Source organism: Candidatus Accumulibacter contiguus (assembly GCF_012940005.1).
Lineage (GTDB): Bacteria > Pseudomonadota > Gammaproteobacteria > Burkholderiales > Rhodocyclaceae > Accumulibacter > Accumulibacter contiguus.
In genome coordinates this window covers 92,170-109,174 of record NZ_SPMX01000039.1, presented here as the reverse complement: position 1 = coordinate 109,174, position 17,005 = coordinate 92,170, and the positions used below count along the sequence as shown (strand labels likewise).

16 protein-coding genes and 2 pseudogenes are annotated in these 17,005 nt (G+C 63.0%); 4 read left to right on the top strand and 14 right to left on the bottom strand.

Annotated elements, in window-relative coordinates; genetic code table 11:
- Positions 1–325 (bottom strand): annotated as a pseudogene (locus tag E4Q08_RS26400) (ISAzo13 family transposase); the annotation flags it as partial.
- Between the two features lie 177 nt (positions 326–502).
- Here E4Q08_RS26400 and E4Q08_RS14330 point away from each other — a divergent pair.
- Positions 503–1,876: a recombinase family protein gene (locus E4Q08_RS14330; protein WP_169070884.1), complete on the top strand. Its 1,374-nt coding sequence runs from the start codon at positions 503–505 to the stop codon at positions 1,874–1,876.
- Between the two features lie 741 nt (positions 1,877–2,617).
- Here the strand turns inward: E4Q08_RS14330 and E4Q08_RS14325 are convergent.
- The 8 genes from E4Q08_RS14325 to lepB all read right to left on the bottom strand — a co-directional run bounded on the left by E4Q08_RS14325 (position 2,618) and on the right by lepB (position 10,440).
- Positions 2,618–3,034 (bottom strand): hypothetical protein, encoded by a 417-nt coding sequence (locus tag E4Q08_RS14325; protein ID WP_169070883.1) that lies wholly within the window; start codon positions 3,032–3,034, stop codon positions 2,618–2,620.
- The gene (locus E4Q08_RS14320; RefSeq protein WP_169070882.1) at positions 3,031–5,121 is read right to left on the bottom strand and encodes a conjugal transfer protein TraN; all 2,091 of its coding nucleotides are present in this window, start codon (positions 5,119–5,121) and stop codon (positions 3,031–3,033) included. The genes E4Q08_RS14325 and E4Q08_RS14320 overlap by 4 nt, the downstream gene beginning before the upstream one ends.
- Positions 5,118–5,831, bottom strand: a complete 714-nt coding sequence (gene trbC / locus E4Q08_RS14315; protein WP_169070881.1) for a type-F conjugative transfer system pilin assembly protein TrbC — start codon at positions 5,829–5,831, stop codon at positions 5,118–5,120. Before trbC ends, E4Q08_RS14320 begins: the two co-directional genes overlap by 4 nt.
- 4 nt (positions 5,832–5,835) lie before the next feature.
- Entirely contained in the window at positions 5,836–6,846 is a 1,011-nt protein-coding gene (traU, locus tag E4Q08_RS14310) for a conjugal transfer pilus assembly protein TraU (protein WP_169070880.1), read from the bottom strand.
- Positions 6,830–7,447: a type-F conjugative transfer system protein TraW gene (gene traW / locus E4Q08_RS14305; protein WP_169070879.1), complete on the bottom strand. Its 618-nt coding sequence runs from the start codon at positions 7,445–7,447 to the stop codon at positions 6,830–6,832. Before traW ends, traU begins: the two co-directional genes overlap by 17 nt.
- A 98-nt stretch (positions 7,448–7,545) precedes the next feature.
- The gene (mobH, locus tag E4Q08_RS14300; protein ID WP_169070878.1) at positions 7,546–9,612 is read right to left on the bottom strand and encodes a MobH family relaxase; all 2,067 of its coding nucleotides are present in this window, start codon (positions 9,610–9,612) and stop codon (positions 7,546–7,548) included.
- 3 nt (positions 9,613–9,615) lie between these two features.
- Positions 9,616–9,933, bottom strand: coding sequence for a hypothetical protein (locus E4Q08_RS14295; protein ID WP_169070877.1), 318 nt, complete (start codon positions 9,931–9,933; stop codon positions 9,616–9,618).
- A gap of 24 nt (positions 9,934–9,957) precedes the next feature.
- On the bottom strand, positions 9,958–10,440 hold the full coding sequence (gene lepB / locus E4Q08_RS14290) for a signal peptidase I (RefSeq protein ID WP_169070876.1): 483 nt from the start codon (positions 10,438–10,440) through the stop codon (positions 9,958–9,960).
- 179 nt (positions 10,441–10,619) lie between these two features.
- On the opposite strand from lepB, the gene E4Q08_RS14285 reads away from it, so the two are divergent.
- Together E4Q08_RS14285 and E4Q08_RS14280 are read left to right on the top strand one after the other, a co-directional pair.
- Positions 10,620–11,093 (top strand): hypothetical protein, encoded by a 474-nt coding sequence (locus E4Q08_RS14285; protein ID WP_169070875.1) that lies wholly within the window; start codon positions 10,620–10,622, stop codon positions 11,091–11,093.
- 73 nt (positions 11,094–11,166) lie between these two features.
- The gene (locus tag E4Q08_RS14280) at positions 11,167–11,397 is read left to right on the top strand and encodes a DUF6127 family protein (RefSeq protein ID WP_169070894.1); all 231 of its coding nucleotides are present in this window, start codon (positions 11,167–11,169) and stop codon (positions 11,395–11,397) included.
- A gap of 562 nt (positions 11,398–11,959) precedes the next feature.
- Here E4Q08_RS14280 and E4Q08_RS14275 read toward each other — a convergent pair.
- Positions 11,960–13,576, bottom strand: a complete 1,617-nt coding sequence (locus E4Q08_RS14275; protein WP_169070874.1) for an IS1634 family transposase — start codon at positions 13,574–13,576, stop codon at positions 11,960–11,962.
- A gap of 146 nt (positions 13,577–13,722) precedes the next feature.
- Here E4Q08_RS14275 and E4Q08_RS24860 point away from each other — a divergent pair.
- Positions 13,723–13,896 (top strand): annotated as a pseudogene (locus tag E4Q08_RS24860) (DUF6127 family protein); the annotation flags it as partial.
- 176 nt (positions 13,897–14,072) lie between these two features.
- On the opposite strand, the gene E4Q08_RS14270 reads toward E4Q08_RS24860, so the two are convergent.
- The 4 genes from E4Q08_RS14270 to tnpC are packed head-to-tail and all read right to left on the bottom strand — an operon-like array spanning position 14,073 to position 16,926.
- Positions 14,073–14,516 carry a DUF6941 family protein gene (locus E4Q08_RS14270; protein WP_169070873.1) on the bottom strand — a complete coding sequence of 148 codons (444 nt, stop codon included), beginning with the start codon at positions 14,514–14,516 and terminating at the stop codon, positions 14,073–14,075.
- Positions 14,516–15,016 carry a helix-turn-helix domain-containing protein gene (locus E4Q08_RS26180; protein ID WP_372703706.1) on the bottom strand — a complete coding sequence of 167 codons (501 nt, stop codon included), beginning with the start codon at positions 15,014–15,016 and terminating at the stop codon, positions 14,516–14,518. The genes E4Q08_RS14270 and E4Q08_RS26180 overlap by 1 nt, the downstream gene beginning before the upstream one ends.
- Positions 14,961–15,341, bottom strand: coding sequence for a hypothetical protein (locus E4Q08_RS14260; protein ID WP_169070872.1), 381 nt, complete (start codon positions 15,339–15,341; stop codon positions 14,961–14,963). Before E4Q08_RS14260 ends, E4Q08_RS26180 begins: the two co-directional genes overlap by 56 nt.
- Positions 15,342–15,357: 16 nt before the next feature.
- Positions 15,358–16,926 carry an IS66 family transposase gene (gene tnpC, locus E4Q08_RS14255; RefSeq protein ID WP_169070871.1) on the bottom strand — a complete coding sequence of 523 codons (1,569 nt, stop codon included), beginning with the start codon at positions 16,924–16,926 and terminating at the stop codon, positions 15,358–15,360.
- Positions 16,927–17,005: the final 79 nt, after the last annotated feature.

Below are 17,005 nucleotides of genomic sequence, written 5' to 3'. Positions count from 1 at the left end.
CTCAGGTCTCCCCGGGTGGTCGGTTCCACCAATCTTTCCAGCGCCGAGAGCAATGTCGGCTCGTGCTCGATCAGCTTCTTGCGTCCACCCCCTGCTTTTCGGACGTGTCTACGAGAACCCGCCGGGTCGTCCTGGGCATGACCGCATTTTTCCGAATACAGCGTCATTCGCGATAGCCCCGTGGCTTTAGCGACGATGCTTTGTCCGCCGTAACCGAGCGCCTCGCTTCCGCCAACGCCCACACACGACGCCCCCGCTCATCCAAAACCGTGGACACGCGCTCGAACTTCTTACGGATCGTTTCAACTAGCTCGTCATTACTCATGACGAGATCGTCGCCTACTCGTATAAGTTGTACAAGTTATTTCTGGACAGATACTTACTGGTAGGTGTCTGGAAAATCTTGCCGAACCCATGACTGGTACCCAAGTAAGACGAGCTGCAGGAACTGGCGAACTGTGACTGCTCGACCAACGACAGCGATCCCTGAGATGATCGAGGGATGGCAACCCACGTCGACCCCTCGTCGCCACCATTCCCGTTGCGCTGTGCGGTCTACACACGCACCTCCCGCGAAGGCGAGACCGACCCGGCGTTCACTTCCATCAACGCTCAGCAGGAGGCCTGTTACGCCTACATCGCCAGCCGGCACCACCTGACTTGGCTGCCGATATCCGTTTCTTACGACGACCCAGGCTTTTCCGGTAGCACGTTCGATCGCCCGGCGCTGCAGCAGATGCTCGCCGACATCGAAGCCGGCCGGATTGACATGGTCGTGGTCTGCAAACTCGACCGTCTGGGCCGTAGCATGGCGCACTTCGCTAGACTGATGGAAATGTTCGAGCGCCACCACGTCACCTTGGTTTCCGTCACGCAGCACCTCAACAGCCACGACGCCGCCGGTCGCCTGGCGATCAACGCTCTGATGACCTTTGCCCAATTTGAGCGGGAGAACACGGGCGAGCGCATCCGCGACAAGATCCGCGCCACGCGGCGCCAGGGGATGTGGACGGGCAGCGTGCCGCCGATGGGCTACGAGGCCCGCGGCCAGCAGTTGTTGGTCAACGAGGATGAGGCACGGGTGGTGCGGCACATCTTCGAGCGCTTCGTGGCTGTGGGATCGATCACCGACCTGCTCCAGGAACTCGGCGAACAAGGCGTGACTACCAAGTCGTGGACGACAAAGACGGGCAGGGCGCGAGGCGGACGGCCGCTCGACAAGAACTACCTGTACAAGCTGCTCAACAACCGAACGCTGATCGGTGAAATGAAGTCTGGCGACAAGTGGCATGTCGGCGCCCACGAGCCGATCGTTGCGGCCGACCTATGGGGAAGCGCCCATGCCTTGCTCGATGACCGGCGCCGTCCGAAAAAACGTGCGTCGGACAAACACCAAGACTTCCTGCTCAAGGGGCTGGTGTTTGGCTCCGACGGCCGTGCCTACTCGCCGTGGCGTTCCAGCGTGCGCAACGGCCGTAGCTACGCCTACTACGTCCCCCAGAGCAAGATCGCAGAAGGCGCTGCCGCCTCCGGACTTCCGCGCTGCCCCGCGGGTGAACTGGAGGCAGTGATCATCGAATACCTGAGAGGCCAGCTTCGAGCGCCAGCATCCTGGCTGGGAAATTTGCCCGAATCGGTACAGCAGCACCCGCGCTACGAGGGGGCCGCCGTGCTTGCCATGCTGGCCAACATCGACGCTGTATGGGACATGCTTGTGTTCGACGTTCGCCACGATCTGGTTCAGACGATGGTGAGGCGCGTCACCGTCAGCACAGACAAGGTGAGCATCAGCCTCGACTTGGAGGGCCTCGGACAGGTGGTTCTGGATCTGTTGAAAGGGCTGTCGCCCAAATTGGCGGCGGCTGCGACGCCGTGAAGTTCGATGCCGATGCCTGTAGCCGGGACGACCCAAATCATGTGCCAGGTGAAGCGGAGTGGAACGCTATTGGCCATTTCGGCGCATCACCAACCGGAAATTTCGCGATGGCGTACCTCACGAAACCAAAGCACACGCCAACGCGAAACCCGCCCAAGCCCATCGAAAAGTCACTTCAAAACAACCACTTGAAAAAACCGTACTAAATTTTCGAAGTCAGGAGGTTTCGAGAGAAATGGCTCTCAAGAGCGCAGATATGACATTTGTGGCGTAGGCGAGGTCAGGAGGTTTACACGAAAAACCCCGCAAAACAAGGCGTTGAGCGGGGTGTTCGTTTTTGGTGCAGACAGTTTAGGTCTGGTATCCTGGCGGAGAGGGCGGGATTCGAACCCGCGGTAGGCTCACACCTACGCCTGATTTCGAGTCTTTCGGATACTCGTTTTTTATTCAATTCGTTGCACACGTTTAATTTCCGCAAACGTTGGCGATTCGAGGCATCTGGAACCCAGTACCTACGTCGAGGGGGCACAGGGTTGCGGAAATCCTTTTATGCTTTTGGGGTTCTAAAACGATGCTCAGCAGTGTGCCCCATGGCTGCGAGGCAATTGATCGACACACCAGAAACGTAAGCGCCTGCAGCGTCGCTGCACCTCAACGATGCGCGACTGGTGTTCCAATTTTTACCCGTAACTGACCAACCAACAAGGGTCTCGACGAGATCCTAATTGAGAGCCGTGCCTGTTATCGTTGCGCCGGCGATCCACCAGAAAGCCCCCGCGCCGCCGCCTCCAGATCGACTCCTTCACTCGGCGGTTGCCCGTCACGACACAGATTCAGCTCGTAGCGAACGGCGAACGGAACTCGCTGGCCCTCTCTTGTCGGCACATCATCCTGCAGCAGAGTCGCCTGCAGGCGAGCACAACCCACCTGGGCAAACTTCGTCAGCGTTCTGACCTGAACCCGCACCGCCGCCGAGGATCGTGTCTGTGCCTGGAAAAACTCCGCCATCGGGCCGCTCAGATCCCCATCGGAGCGACCTTCGGGCGAATCGAGCGCCGCGAGCAGATGCGCCTTCAAGTCCGCAGCAGCCAGATCGCCGCTGCCCAGCAGGACAGCGCAGCCAAGCGCCATGGCGAGTCCGGTTGCGCGTCGCTTCATCGCCGGTAATAACTCTCGACGCGCTGCTGAACGGTGCTTTGCACGTTCTGGCCGATCGCCGAAGCACTGGGCACGCGCACGCTCGCCACCACCTCGGCAATGAACTCGCTCAGGTCGATGCGCGAGAAGTCGATCTGCTCGAACTCCTCCGGGGTGAAGCCCGAACAGTCCGGACGCTTGCCACTGCCCCATCCCTTGCCCACCTGTCCCCTGCCCTGCTCGTTGATGATCCGCGCCAAGCGGGAGTTGAAGCAGCAGTACGATTGCGTCTGTTCGATGCAGGTCCTGATGATCGGCACACGCCGCGAGCAGAACGAACCCACCGGAACGCAGAGATTGGCCTCGCGGTGCATCGCCAGCAGCTTCTCGGCCTCCTGGCACGAGAGAAGCTCCGAGATCAGTTGCATGGCCACGGCGATCGCCAGCGAGTACGGGTCGAAGTAGAAATTGAAGGGACCCACGGTTCCGAGCGAATAGATCGGTCCCCCGAGCAGGCCGGTGCTCATCGTCCCCGTGGACAGGGTCAGACCGTAGAAGCTGAACGACGGCTGGAAGTTCGTCGGGGTGAACAGCACCTCCGACGAGATCATCGCCTGCATACCGGCCTCGACGTAGCCGGCGTACTGCGGATACATGAAATCGAACAGGTACTTGCTACCCGCATTGACGGCGAGCTGGCCACCCGCAGAAGCGCCCTGAATCGCCGCCGACATCACCGCGTTGTTGCTCTTGGCCGTGCTGCCGCCGCCCTTCCGGCAGCAGTTGACCACACCGAAGAGCTTTTTCCGGCACTGTTCCGCAACGCCCGTGAACAGCCTCTGATCCGCCCCGTACACGCCGGCTTCGCGGGCTGCTTCCAGCGTCGCGACGACCCGACCGAAATCCTCATCGGCCGGATGACTGGTATCGAAGCAACCCGTGCCACCCGGACAGAACGATCTCTGATCGCACACCCTGCGCCGAGTCTCCGTGGCCGGCGAGGTCTGACAGGCGTAGGTGCGCTCACTCATCTCGCAAGCACCCGAGGCCGCACGGTCGAGACAGTCACTGGCGACCGGGGTGCATCCGCGGTCGATCAGTTTCTGGCAGTCATGGCTCAGCGCGGTCGCGGCGCAGGTGTAGTCCTCCGACCACGCCCAGCAGGAGTCCCCGGCGCTTTGCGCGCCTGCTGGCAGCGGCGAAACGGTGTTCAGGCAGACCTGCAGGCCGTTGATCGTCTTGCAGGGTGTGTCATCGATGCAGGTCTGCACCGCATGGACGCAGTCGCTGCTTTGCGCCAGCGACGTGCAGGCGCTGGTGTCGAGGGTGTTCGAGGCGATGGTGTAGGACGTGTCGAGTGCCACCACCGGGCTGGTCGAGACCGTCACGTTGGTGCACCGGTAGGTTCGCGTCGCTTGTTTGCAGGACCCGTCGACAGCGGTGCTGTCACAGGTCGAACCGACCAGGACACACCCTTCGGTCGCCTCGATCGCCGCGCAGTCGTCTGGCATTCGCTCGACACATTGATAGCGGTGATGCCGATCGACCTGGATCCGCCGCCCGGTCGTGCAGGACTGGCTGGTCACGGGACGGTAGTCACTGCAGGTTTCCCGCGTGACTGACGCCGGCGTCGTCTCGGTCACCATCCGGCAGTCCTCGGCACCACTGCCGGCCGTCACCCCGGTCGGGGCCATGGTCGGATGGCGGGCCACGGCAGTGGCACGACTGATCAGAGGCTCGTTGGCGCGATCGATCGAGAAGGCCGGCCGCAGCGACGGATTCCGCGCCACGAAATTGACCGCTTCACACTCCTGCCGGCGATAGGCATCGACCTCGGGCGGCAGGGTGGCGCACGCCGTGACCCTGGCAACACCCGGTCCCGCCAACTGCCCCTGGCCAGCTTGGAAGTACTGCGACTGCGGGGCGGTCGCAGCGAACCCAGGCACGATGGCAGCGGCCGTGCCGCGGCCAATGCCCTGGAAGGAGGAATCGAGCGAACCGGCACCCAGTGCCTTGCCGTCGGCGAAGGCGTTCGCCGGATCGTCGCCTTGCGCCCACACACGGCTCGCCACCAGCAGCGCCAGGAGCAGCCCGGGCCGGCAGTTCATGGCCGCGGTCCCTCAAGCCGGGCCGCATGGCGACGCGCGATGTCCGCCCACGCCGGCGCCTGGCGCTCGATCAGATCGAGCGCGTAGTCCTGACCGACGTCGCCGTCGATCCGGATGAAGCTCGCTGCCGGTGCGCAACCGTCTTCGTCGATCTTTGCCGCCGATCCCGACCGGGCCAGTACCAGAGAAGGGACCTGCCGTACCTGGAACTGCTGGAAGGCTGGCGGGTGAATGAGGACCGTGACGTTCCGCTCGCCGACGAGCCGCGCGATTTCCTCGCCCGTTTGCGTTAGCGAGTGGCCCTTGAGACCGCGCAGGACCAGCACGGCACCCGATCGCTCGGATTGGTGGACGATGCGCTGCAGGGTTTCGCGCGGCAGCGAGAAGGAGACGAACACCATCAGCTCGGGAACGTCCGGGTTCGCCGAATTCCCGCCCGGCACGGACGGGCGGTGTGCCTGCGCGAGCGCAGCCAGGTCGGGAGCGCTCGCTGCCGGCTGCGGCAGCTTTCGCAGCTCGGGCACCACCGAAAGGCTCGAAGTCCCTGCCCCATCGATGGCCTTCAGCGTGGCAGCCATTCGCTCGCGAGCCGACTGGAGTTCGGCCTGCGGGACTGGCGCGACCTGAGCGAATGCCGGCGTCAGCGTCAGACCCCAGGCCGTCGCCAGGAACATGGCCCGGAAACTGGCCCGCACCAAGGACTTGCTCATGGCCTCAGAACGCCCCCTGACAACAGTTGCGCTTGCGGAAAACCATGTACGCAAAATCCTCACCCTCGAACGGAAACTCCCGTCCGGCGCCCCAGCGGATCGTCGATCGCCCGAGCGGCTGGCAGCACTTGCCGTCAATACGCGCGGTCTGGGGAACCGGATAAAGCATGTGGTATTTGTAGCCGGTCTTGTCCATGATCGGCTGCGGGTAGTAGCCACAGAGGCCGTCCTCGCCGGCAGCGGCCCACATCAGCCCTTCGCGGTGCATCTTGGCAATCAGGCGGGTCATTTCCAGACTCGATGCCTCGACGCCGCCGATGTGCGCCTGGACATTGCCGTTGAGGGGATAGAGACTGCCCTGGCAACCGGCACACCAGAACAGGCTGTTGAGCGGGAAGCCGGCGCTGGCCGCCACGCAGTCGGCGGCACAGGCGGCGCGCGCCGGCAGATTGCCGAACAGCGCGACCTCGGGATTGAGCAGGAAGGTCAGCTCGTCGTCGTGCCACAGCGGGTCGAGTTCGGTGAGATAGGCGACATCGAAGCCGCCCTGCTCCAGGCAGGCATTGTCGAAGATCGCTCCGATCCAGATGAGGACCGGATCGACATACCAGTGCGCGTGATAGAAGGAAGCGGTCGAGGTGCTGTCCTGGCTGAAACGGGAGCCGCGCGGCGCGTCGAAGCCGGGATCGAGTTCAAGCCCGCCGAGGCTGGTCAGGCAGAACGGGCGACGAACGACATCGACCCGCCGCACCGGTTCCCAGAAGCTCACCTTGAAGCCGATACGCCGCTTCGACGGACAGGTGCAGATCGGCGAGCCGCCGGGATTTGGCGTGTCTTCCTGCCCCTTCGACAACAGGGTCGCGCCGCCGAACCGGATCGGCAGCATGCAGCGCCAGCAGATGTCGGTGATCGGGTTGGCGAAGCGACCGGTGCAGGTCGGCGTCGCCGAGACGAAGCCGGGACCGCCGAGGCAAAGGAGCAGCAGGCCGAGCGCGAGCTCACGGACGGATTTCATCGATCCGCAGCCGCTTGCCATCCTGACTGACCACGGCCGGCACCTGCCGAATGCCGAGGCGCCGCGTCAGGCTTCCGCCCTGATCGTAGAAGACCCGGCGCTGCCACGAGCGCATCAGTCGCAGGGGCTCGCCGGCGACCAGGATCGGCTTCGCACCGCCACGCTGCAGCATCTGTCGCGCCAGGGTGACTTGCCGCCGATCACGGCCATCGAAAAGGACCAGGCGTTCGCGCAGGGCAACGTGATCGAGGGGATTGACCCTCTGGCCGCGGGCGAACAGGAGCGCCCCGTCGGCAGTCCGGATGTCGCGATCGAGAACCCACGTTGGATCCAGGAAGAAACGGCGCGGCGTCACTGTCGTCCGCAGACCGGCGACCGGTCGCGGCTTCTCGACGGCAGAGACGACGCGATTACGGTGCTCGCGCTGCTTCCGGGCGAGTTCGCCGGTCTGCGCCATGCGCTTCAGACGCGACTCGATGACCGCCAGCAGGTCGGGTTCGGCAATCTCCCAGGTCGGGCCGACGACGCCGAGTTCATCGCCACGGACGGCCGGCATCCAGCCGACCAGGAGCAATGCGAGGAGGGGAAGAAGCGTCGACATGGGGATCGATTCTGGTCTGTCGCTGCGCGCGCTGGCGGCCGAAATGCGCAGCTCGCGGGCGCATTTCGGTGCATCGACGGACCCCGGCTTCGACGCTGCTACGGTCGGTGGCTGCCGCCGCCATCGCCAAAGGGAGCGGCCGGAATTCGATAGCAGTGCACCTTGTTGCGGGTCTGGCAGAGGAAGACGTCCGGGACGACGGCACCCAAGCGCAGGATCTTCGTTCTCTCCAGTTGCAGTCGCTCGATCAACAGCGACTCGGCCTTCCGCGAGGGAAGCCACACGAAGGGGCCGTCCGGTTCCGGCGTCAGCAGGCCCTCCTGGATCGCTTCCCGCAAGATGGCGACGATCCTCCGGATCAGCGCCAGCCGTTCGTCTGTGCCAGCACCATCGGTCTCGCGCGGCACTGGACGCAGCTGCAGTGGCCGTTCAGTGGGTTCGGCGGTTGGCGTCGGTCCGACCGGGTGCACGGGCTGTCCGATCGCCATCAGCCGGCTGACTGCGGGCTGAAGACGAATGACCCGCCACCTCTCGCCGCCCTCGACCTCGATCTCGGTCACCTTGCGAAAGGGCGACAGCGGATCGACCGCCAGCCAGTCATGGTGCGACAATTCGTCGAGGATCGCCTTGCTCTCCAGACCGCAACCATTGAATGCGTCCGGCCATTTGAGGCAGACGACGCCGGCGGGGTCGACCTGGGTCAGCGTGGCAGCGAATCGTTTGCCGGACTGGAGATCCCGGGCGAGCGCCTGCAGCGCCTCGCCGACCGCGCCATCGAGGTGACCGGCCTGCTGCGCCGGAGGCTGCCGGTCGGGCGACCCCTGGGGCTTCCCATCCGGATCGGGCGGTCCACCCGGCGTTGCTGGAAGAAGCGGCTCAGACACCGTGCCAGACTGAACCGGAACGGCAGGCGCCTTCGTTGCCGGGTCCTCGTCAACGAGTAGCCTCCCGGGAATCGAAGGCGGTGGCGGCTCGCTTAGCAAAGCCGGGTCACGCAGCCGGATCGCCGTCAGGCGGAGGTTCGGGATCTTCTCGGTCAGCACCGCCGGGGCGATCAGCCAGTAGCGCTCTCCTTCGCCGCGATCTGCCCGGATACAGGCCAGGCTCCGGTCGACGAGCATCTCGAGCAGGCTGTCCGGGGTTCTCGGCAGGCCGGGGATCTGTTCCTGATGGATGAGGGCGGCGAGTTCCTCGCCGGCGGCCGGCCAGACCAGATAAAGCTGCCCGTCGATGCACCACAGGCGCGCCCCCGGGCAATTGATGGCCCACGTCCCCTCGCGGACCAGCCGGCGCATGAGGTCGAGCAGGAAGCGCTCGACCGGCAGGCCGATCTCGTAGCCGGTGAACGCGACGCCGAGACTGCGCAGGTCCCGCTCGACGCTGACCTGGTCCGATCGGACGACGAGATCGTGCATCGGGTTCTCGGCGCTGGATGAGCCGTTGATGGTTTCCATCATCCACAACACGAGTTCGGTGTCCCCCGCCGCGATCCAGGCGAGGCCCTGCGCTCCGATGATGCGTTCGGCGATGAGGGCGGAAACGGCCTGGTGCTTCCTACCGCGCTGGTCGCGCCAGTGCAGGAAGTAGCGATCGACATGATTCCTGGTCGCCCAGGCGTGGAGATCCTCGACGAAGGGGTTCCAGACCTCTGCACCTTCGCGGCTGGTGACGACGAGGTCGGTCACCGGCTTGCCCAGGTCGTGACAAAGCGCTGCCAGGAAGACCGCCAGGTGCCAGCGCGGCTCGAGTTCGCGGCGTCTGCGTGGGGTCTGCTCCCCGGGCAGCAGCACGCGATCGCCAGACTGCAGCGACCACAGGGCGACTTCTACCGCGTGACGCAGCAGCCCGCCGGCCCCGCGGTGATGATGCGTCTGGCTGGCGGGCAGGAGGTGCGCATAGGACGCGAAGCGGCGCAGGGCCGCGAGATGGAACTGCTCGAAGATCTCCGGCGTGGCGACGCCGGTTTCACGAATCTGGCCGATCAGTTCGCGCTGCGTCTCGATGAGCTTGTCCGGATGGGTGGCCGGCAGGCCTTTCATGAACGGGGGGTAGCGCGGAATCTCGTCGTCGAGGAGAGGTTCTGCAGGGGTGATCACCGGGAGGCTGGTGGCGAGCGCCTGCTTTGACGTTTCGGGGCGAATCGTCCTCTTGAGAAACCCGAACACCGGTCAGCCCCCTTCCCCGCTGCGCTGGCGTTGCGCACTGGCAAGCCCGCGGCGAATCGCAGGATCCTGCCGCAGGTGCTCGCGAGCCCGGTCTGGGTCGATGTCGAGGAGGTCGCAGAGCGAGTGGAAGGAGTTGGCAACCGGCGAACGGTCATGAAAGATCCAGCTCAGCGCCTCGCGCTGGATCCTTCGGATCTCCTCGGGCGAGCCGGGTGCGAAACTGGCCCGACCCATGGCATCGTCGATCGCCTGTTGGACGACGGCGATCCACAGGCGCTTCGATCGTTGCGCGAAGACCCGTGCCGCCTGCTCGTGTCGCATCCCCGGTGCCCGGCCGTTCGTCCCTCAGAAGATCCGGTGGGCCGTGCCGACGATCTGCTGTCGTGCGACCCAGCCGGTCAGCCGATAGCGAGAGTCGAGGCTGTCGGGATGTTCGCCGGCGACGTAGTAGTGCGCCTCGGGGATCATGCCGACGGCGCCGATTTCAAGAGCTTCCCCAGTCCTGGCCCTTTCCTTGGCACGGCCGACCGGGTCGCCATCGACGAAGAAATCGCGGTCGCGGGCACTGACGATCGAGCCGGGCATACCGATCAAACGCTTGACGAAGAGGCTGCCCTGCGGATAGGGCCAGTTGGCCTGCCAGCGGAAGGCCACGAGATCGCCGCGGTTTGGCAGGGTGCCCTTTTGAATCAGGAAGAGCGTGCCGGGGAGGCTTTCGGTGAGATTGAAGGCGACCAGATACGCGCGGCTGAAGGCGAGGTGCGCGGCGACGACCCAGAGGATCAGAGGTAGCTCAAGGCCACGGAGATTGAGACGGCGAATCGGCATGGCCGGACTCTATCGGAGTGGTCGGGTTGCGGTGCTGGAAATGTCGCCAGCGATGGTGCATTTCGGTCTGCGGCCTGCAGGGAAGGTGTTCCGATTGCCAAGGGCCGCGGGCCCAAGCCGAGGTATTGCATTTTTGGCGACCTGTGCGATGCTGGATTGAAAAGTCTCTGGAGATACCCATGCCAATCGCCGCTGCTACTCAGACAAGTGCCGTCTTCTGGTTCTTGCCAGTACTCGGTCTGCTGCTGATCGGGGTCGTGATGTTCCGCTGGAGTCGCCGGTCGAAAGCGACCACGACCCGGCGGCTGGAGGAAGTGGAGCGCGAACTCGCCACGGTCCAAAGCCAGATCCTGCTCGTCACCACCAGCGCGGTTCCTGGCGGCAGGACGGTACGGACCCTGGGTTACGTGGAAGCACTGTCGGATACCGAGGCCGCATCAGATTGGGAGTACCGCCTGGCGGAGAAACAGGCGCTGCTCGCTCTCGCTCGCCAGGGGCTTGGCATCGGGGCCAATGCCATCGTCGGCGTGCGCAAGAGCAACGCCCACTACGATCAGGCTGGGTCCAAGTGGCGGGTGGCGCGGGTAACGTACTCGGGGACGGCCGTGGTCGCGAACCAGCGGTTGCAGAGCACAGAGTGGACCGCGTCGTAAGTCTGGCGTAGGCGGCGCGGCTGAATTCAAGCGGTCACCCTTGGTCACGCTGCCGCAGGACGAGTTCGAGGCGATGTTGGAGCGAGCGGCCGAGCGTGGCGCGCGGCATGCGCTGTCGGAGGTCGGACTCGATGGGCCGGAAGCGGCACGCGACATCAGCGAACTGCGCAGTCTGCTCCATGCGTTCAACGAGGCGAAGAAGACGGCGGGGCTGACGATCGTGCGGATGCTGGTTACCGGGCTGGTGTTGGCGCTGCTCGCCGGGGCGTTTGCGAAGCTGAAGGTGTTCGGGGGTGGGCAGTGAGAGAGGCTGGTCAATCGATCGCAACCGGCAGGGCTCCACTGTCCGAGGGGGATGCTCTGTCCAAACAAACGGGGCTCCCTGGGCCTTGTCGTTCCGCACTTTCGATTGCGTCTGTTGAATCGTTGCGTCGATCCTCAAGAATTTCTTCGAGGTCTGCATAGTTTTCAAACATCTTTACTTCCTTTCGTGGGCGAAAAAAGAATTTTGGTAGGTCTGGAAGGAATCGGACCCCCAAGTTCCTTCGAACGTTCGCTTCGGGCCGCAATTAGCCCAGGCTGTGATAGCTGCAGCCCATCTACATCACATCGTCGGTGACCATCTTGGCGTAGTCAGAGGCGAGAAAGGCGGTAGCGCGGCGCCCACGTCTCCGTTTCTCCTCGGTTGAGTATACGGGTGCGAGAAGGTCATAAGCGCAATCCTTGGAGGTTTCGGAGAGATGACGGATCAGCGAGGCGCTCGCCATGCACTGTCGGACGGATCTTCCCCTAGCTAGTAGACGCAACTACGCTTTAACTATCGGTTTTTGTTAAAAAATAGCCAATGCCGTAAAAGCGGCGTCTGCCTAGACGCCGCGCTTGTCGGCTTTGGCCTTGAGCGGGAAGGGCAGGCCGATGGCGTCGAGGATTTTGGCCTGTTGATCGTCCGGGCGTGGCAGATGCGTGTGACGCTGACCGTTGCGGTCGGTGCTGTAGAGATAGGTCAATCGTCCGAGGGCCACCAGGGCGTCGTCCGGAGTAATGGCGGCGGGGTCGTCTTCGGTGCTGCCGAAGGTGCGGTGCAGATCGGCTTCAAACCGCCGCGTGATCTTCAAGGCGAGCATCGCCACGAAGACATGTGCCTTGGTACGCTCGGCCTTGCGCAGGAAGATCGGGCGAATTTCCAGGAAGGTGGTTTTGACCGCTCGGAAATTGCGCTCGACTTTCTGCAGGTCGCGATAACGCGCATCGACCGTCTTCGCATCCATCAAACCTTGCGGCACATCGGTTTCCAGGAGATAGCAGCCGTCGAGCAGGGCGTCCTGCGCTTTAGCCTCCTGGTCGATGGTGCAGACAATGACGCGTTCGTTCAGCGCGAGGGTGACAAACGCGGCGAGTTTGTGGCGTTTGGCCCAGCGCTGCAAGGCGGCCAGGCCGATTGCCGCGTTGGCGCGCCTGGAGTTCTTGACGAAGGCGTTACGGTCGGCGATCTTCGCCTGCAACTGGGCCAACTTGTCCTCTCGTCGCCGCCCCTCGCGCACCCGCACGGTTTCGTTCCGGCGCACGATCAGGCGCTTATCGTCGTGCTCCACCTCGCACAGATGCGCATCGAACAGATCCGTCTGCAGCACGCCCTCCTTGAGGAAGGTGCGTATCTGGGCGTCAGTCAAGGCCGTGATATAACGGAAGCCCTGTGCCGACAGCGCGGCTTTCCCCTTGGCCTTAATCATTCCCCGGTCGCCCACCATCACCACCTCGGCCATGCCGAATTGCTCTTTGAGAATCGTGATCTGACTGGCCACCGTCATCGGGTCCGCGGTGTTACCTTCGAAGACGCGCACAGCGAGGGGCTCGCCGTCCTCGGCGGTCAATAAACCGATGACGATTTGCTGCTTGCCTCGCTTGCCGTCGCGGTTGTAGCCGTATTGCCCCAGCTCGTTGCATTCTCCTTCGAAATAGCTGGAGGTGACGTCGTAGAGCACCAGGACCGGTGGTTGGCCCTGCTCCTTGACGTAGGCCTGGTACAGTTCCCGCTCGATACGCTCCTGCTGGCTCGCCAGCCAGTCCAGCGCGGCATAGAGGTCGTCCTCATCGAACGCCTCCAGCGCCAACACATCGGCCACCGTGTGCTGTTTCGCCCAGCGCACCGCCGACAACCGCGACCCACCATGCGCGATGCGTGCGAGAATGAGAAACAGGTTGAGCCTGCTTTCCGCCGCACTGCCTAATACCCGCGTGATGCCCACCTGATCAGCCAACTGCTTGAGCGCAAACACCACCCCAAAGATCTCGCCGCTGGTCATCTCTCCCGACCAGTCGTCGAATTCGCCCTTCACCAGACGTTCCATGGCGACGATCCGCTCCGGTGGCCAGTTCGTCAGGTTGGCAATCGTCCGCGTGCAGACTTTGCCGCCCTCACGATAGGACTCGCGGAGCAGGATGGCGGGCCGGGATTTTCGGTTGGGGACGCGGGCGATGTACATGCCGACAATAAAAGCATATATCGCATTGTTTGTGAAGCACTATTATCACATGTACATGCCTACATTTCCGCCGACTTTATGATTTCTTACAATTAATCAACGACTTACATTAAGGGCTCCAGGAAGGTCCGTCGGAGGTCGGACTCGATGGGCCCGAGGCCGCACGCGACATCAGCGAACTGCGCAGTCTGCTCGACGCGTTCAACGAGGCGAAGAAGAGGGCGGGACTGACGATCGTGAGGATGCTGGTCACCGGGCTGGTGATGGCGCTGCTCGCTGGGGCATTCGTGAGGTTGAAGGTGTTCGGGGGTGGGCAGTGAGTGGTCAGCCGTGGAACCGATTGACCGATCTTGGCGCTTCCGTTGAGAGTCGATGAAGTTGCCAAGGCAGTGAAGGATGTGCTGAGATGGAGGCGGCAGACTTCGTCGATCTGATCGGGGCAGGCGGCGCGGGTGTCCCGGCGAAAAGTAGCGCAGCAAAATACAACGTAGCAGTGCTACTGCTGAATCACCATTTCCGCCGGCGCCTGTTCAACCCGCAACCCAAGCCCACGCAGTTCGCCTTCTTCGGTTTCAGCCCGCACTCGAAGGGTACAAGGGCCTTCAAGGACAAAGGGAGAAAACACGATGATGGATTGAAGGGCAAGAATCCGGTCCTTGGCCATTGCATCATCTGTGGGCAAGTCTACAGCTGCCGACAATTGTGCATCGTCCAATGTGCCTTCAACCAGCACATCTTCGTCCTTCAGGAGCCTCACGGTAAGCTTCGCAAATGGCTTGTCAGCAGGCGTAAGGACATTCATCGCCAGACAAAGCTTTGATAGTGTTGCAGGGAAAATTGGCACGAATAGCATGCCGCTATAAACGCCAATATAGGAAAGCTTTCCGCCTAATTCGTGGCGAATATCGTCGCAGAAAACTGTCTGGATCTGACGGTCCATTACGTAGCCTTACTGGCAGCCAGAGTCTCTTGGCGGCGAAGTGCCTCGTCGAGAGTGTTCATGTTGATGCCCAAAGAGACGCACAGGCGACGACATGTTTCAATCGACAGATTCTCAGTGCCGCGCTCGATGCGTGCGACGTGCGACTGACTTGTTCCAAGGGTGGCTGCCAGTTGCGCCTGCGACCATCCTTTGCGAAGCCGAAGTGTACGAACCGTATCACCATCGTCGCCATGGAACGAGTCAGCGACCCATTGGCGGGCTTGTTCGAGCGCGGCACGCCGCTTCTCGCTCTTGCTCCACGTACCGACAAGATCGTTGATCGCTGTGTGTTTGGAGGGCGTGTCAACCCTCGGATTGGCGCGATCTTCAAATCGAAAGATAGCACACGGTTGTGCAACAGAAGTAGCCTCGCAAGCCACTCCTGGCGCCGCAACCAGCTTTTCAAAGGTTTTCGTACGCTGTGAGGATGCGACGACTGAGTTCATGGTCAGCTTCATAGTTGAATTCCCTCGGTACGATGCCCAGCACATGGTATTGCCCCTTGCCTGGAACGAACGCGTAAACAATCCGGTACCTGACGCCTGTTTTCTCCAGTTCCCAGACTTTCAAACGCCATAGGTCTTTCCCTTTCCTCCATTGCTCAATCCACTTGCTGACGTGAAAGTCGCGCGACCCGTACGCGCCAAAGTCATGCTGCGTCAGTCGGTCCAGCAGATCCTGGTTGCCTTCGAGTTCCTCAAGCAAGACCGTGATCCGGGCAGCAGTCTCTGGCGCCTCATCCCACAGCGCGTTCAGATCATCGTAAGCGTTCAGCGCACCCACCCCAGGGCGCGCCGGATCACAGTGGCTTTTTGAGCGGCAGCAACTCGTCGATGCGGCTGTTCGGCCAGGAGGGGAGTTTCTCGAGGGTGTCGGTAAGCCAGGCCATGGGCTCGATACCGTTCGCGCGCGCGGTTTCGAGCAGCGATTGAATCGCCGCGGCGCGTTGGCCGGCCGCCTCGGAACCAGCGAACAGCCAGTTCTTCTTGCCGATGGCGATCGGGCGAATGGCATTCTCGACGGGGTTGTTGTCGATCGGGTAGAAACCGTTCGTGGCATAACGGGCAAAGGCCGGCCAGCGCCGCAGACTGTAGTCGATCGCCTTGGCCAGAGCACCGCCGTCGGCCACCGATCGGCGGGTGTTCTGGAGCCATAGGTGCAGGGCTTCGAGCAGCGGCTGGCTGGTTTCCTTTCGTCGTCGGGCCCGTTCCTCGACCGTCTCCCCCTTCACCGCGTCCTCGATGGCATACAACTCGCCGATACGGCGCAGGGCCTCGGCCGCGATCGGGCTCCCATTCGCCTGATGGAGATCGAAGAACTTCCGCCGGGCATGGGCCAGACAGGCGAGTTCGATCACCTCGCCGCGAAACAGGGCCTGGTAGCCGGCGAATTCATCGACCATCAGCGCGCCTTGCCAGTCCCGGAGGAACTCCGCCACATACTTCCCACCCCGGCCGGGCTGGTAGTCGAAGACGACGATCGGCGGGTCGCTTGCCAAGGCATTGCTGCGATAAGCCCAGAGATAGGCCCGCTTGGTCTTTCCATTGCCCGGATCGAGTTGCTGCACCGGGGTTTCATCGGCATGCAGCACCGTGCCCTGGCGGAGCAGTTCGGCGAGGCGCAGCCAGAGCGGTTCCAAGGCGACGCCGGTACGGCCGACCCAGTCGGCCAGCGTCGAACGCGACAGGGTCACCCCCGAGCGAGCGGCCTGCCGTTCGAGACGATAAAGTGGCAGGTGATCGGCGTACTTGCTGACCATCACCCAGGCCAGCAAGGCCGGTGCCGCCAGACCGCCATCGATGACCGAAGCGATGGCCGGTGCGGCGATGAGGGTCTCGCAGGGCCGGCAGGCGTACTTGGGATAGAGGTGGCGCTCGACGAAGAACTCGGCAGGGACGATGCTGAGCTTCTCGGTCACGTCCTCACCGATCCGCACCAGGGCCTGACCACATTGCCCACAGGTGCAGGTTTCGGGCTCGTGCAGGTGCTCGACACGCGGCAGTTGCTCGGGCAAGGGCTGGCGACCGGCGCGGTCGCGTTTGGGTTTCTCGGGGGGCAGCTGGTGCGGTCCCATTTCGGCCGCCTGGCGCTGTTCGGCCAGGCTGGCTTCACAGGCGGCCAGGTCGGCAGCGAGGGTTTCGTCGAAGAGGTCCCGTGCGGCGGCAGCCAGGGACTCGCTCTTGACGCCGAATTTCATCCGCCGCAAATAGGCCAGTTCGAGGGTCAGCTTCTCGATCTTGGCATCGCGCCAGTGAATCTCCGTGGCGCTGGTCTTGACCTGTTCGAGCAGCCCACCGACCCGATTCTCGGCCCAGAACAGCAGTTCCGGCGAGGGTGAGAAGGGGGCAAGTTCGCTGGCTAAATCCATGACGAATTATACCATCAAGATGCTCAGAAAGGCGTGGAAGTCACGGATTTTGCGTGCTTTTATGACAAGACGGCGCATG

Excerpts from the sequence above, each read along its gene's own strand:
- E4Q08_RS14330 (WP_169070884.1), top strand. The coding sequence starts at position 503 with ATGGCAACCCACGTCGACCCCTCGTCGCCACCATTCCCGTTGCGCTGT.
- E4Q08_RS14325 (WP_169070883.1), bottom strand. The coding sequence starts at position 3,034 with ATGAAGCGACGCGCAACCGGACTCGCCATGGCGCTTGGCTGCGCTGTC.
- E4Q08_RS14320 (WP_169070882.1), bottom strand. The coding sequence starts at position 5,121 with ATGAACTGCCGGCCCGGGCTGCTCCTGGCGCTGCTGGTGGCGAGCCGT.
- trbC (WP_169070881.1), bottom strand. The coding sequence starts at position 5,831 with ATGAGCAAGTCCTTGGTGCGGGCCAGTTTCCGGGCCATGTTCCTGGCG.
- traU (WP_169070880.1), bottom strand. The coding sequence starts at position 6,846 with ATGAAATCCGTCCGTGAGCTCGCGCTCGGCCTGCTGCTCCTTTGCCTC.
- traW (WP_169070879.1), bottom strand. The coding sequence starts at position 7,447 with ATGTCGACGCTTCTTCCCCTCCTCGCATTGCTCCTGGTCGGCTGGATG.
- E4Q08_RS14295 (WP_169070877.1), bottom strand. The coding sequence starts at position 9,933 with ATGCGACACGAGCAGGCGGCACGGGTCTTCGCGCAACGATCGAAGCGC.
- lepB (WP_169070876.1), bottom strand. The coding sequence starts at position 10,440 with ATGCCGATTCGCCGTCTCAATCTCCGTGGCCTTGAGCTACCTCTGATC.
- E4Q08_RS14285 (WP_169070875.1), top strand. The coding sequence starts at position 10,620 with ATGCCAATCGCCGCTGCTACTCAGACAAGTGCCGTCTTCTGGTTCTTG.
- E4Q08_RS14280 (WP_169070894.1), top strand. The coding sequence starts at position 11,167 with ATGTTGGAGCGAGCGGCCGAGCGTGGCGCGCGGCATGCGCTGTCGGAG.
- E4Q08_RS14275 (WP_169070874.1), bottom strand. The coding sequence starts at position 13,576 with ATGTACATCGCCCGCGTCCCCAACCGAAAATCCCGGCCCGCCATCCTG.
- E4Q08_RS14270 (WP_169070873.1), bottom strand. The coding sequence starts at position 14,516 with ATGGACCGTCAGATCCAGACAGTTTTCTGCGACGATATTCGCCACGAA.
- E4Q08_RS26180 (WP_372703706.1), bottom strand. The coding sequence starts at position 15,016 with ATGAAGCTGACCATGAACTCAGTCGTCGCATCCTCACAGCGTACGAAA.
- tnpC (WP_169070871.1), bottom strand. The coding sequence starts at position 16,926 with ATGGATTTAGCCAGCGAACTTGCCCCCTTCTCACCCTCGCCGGAACTG.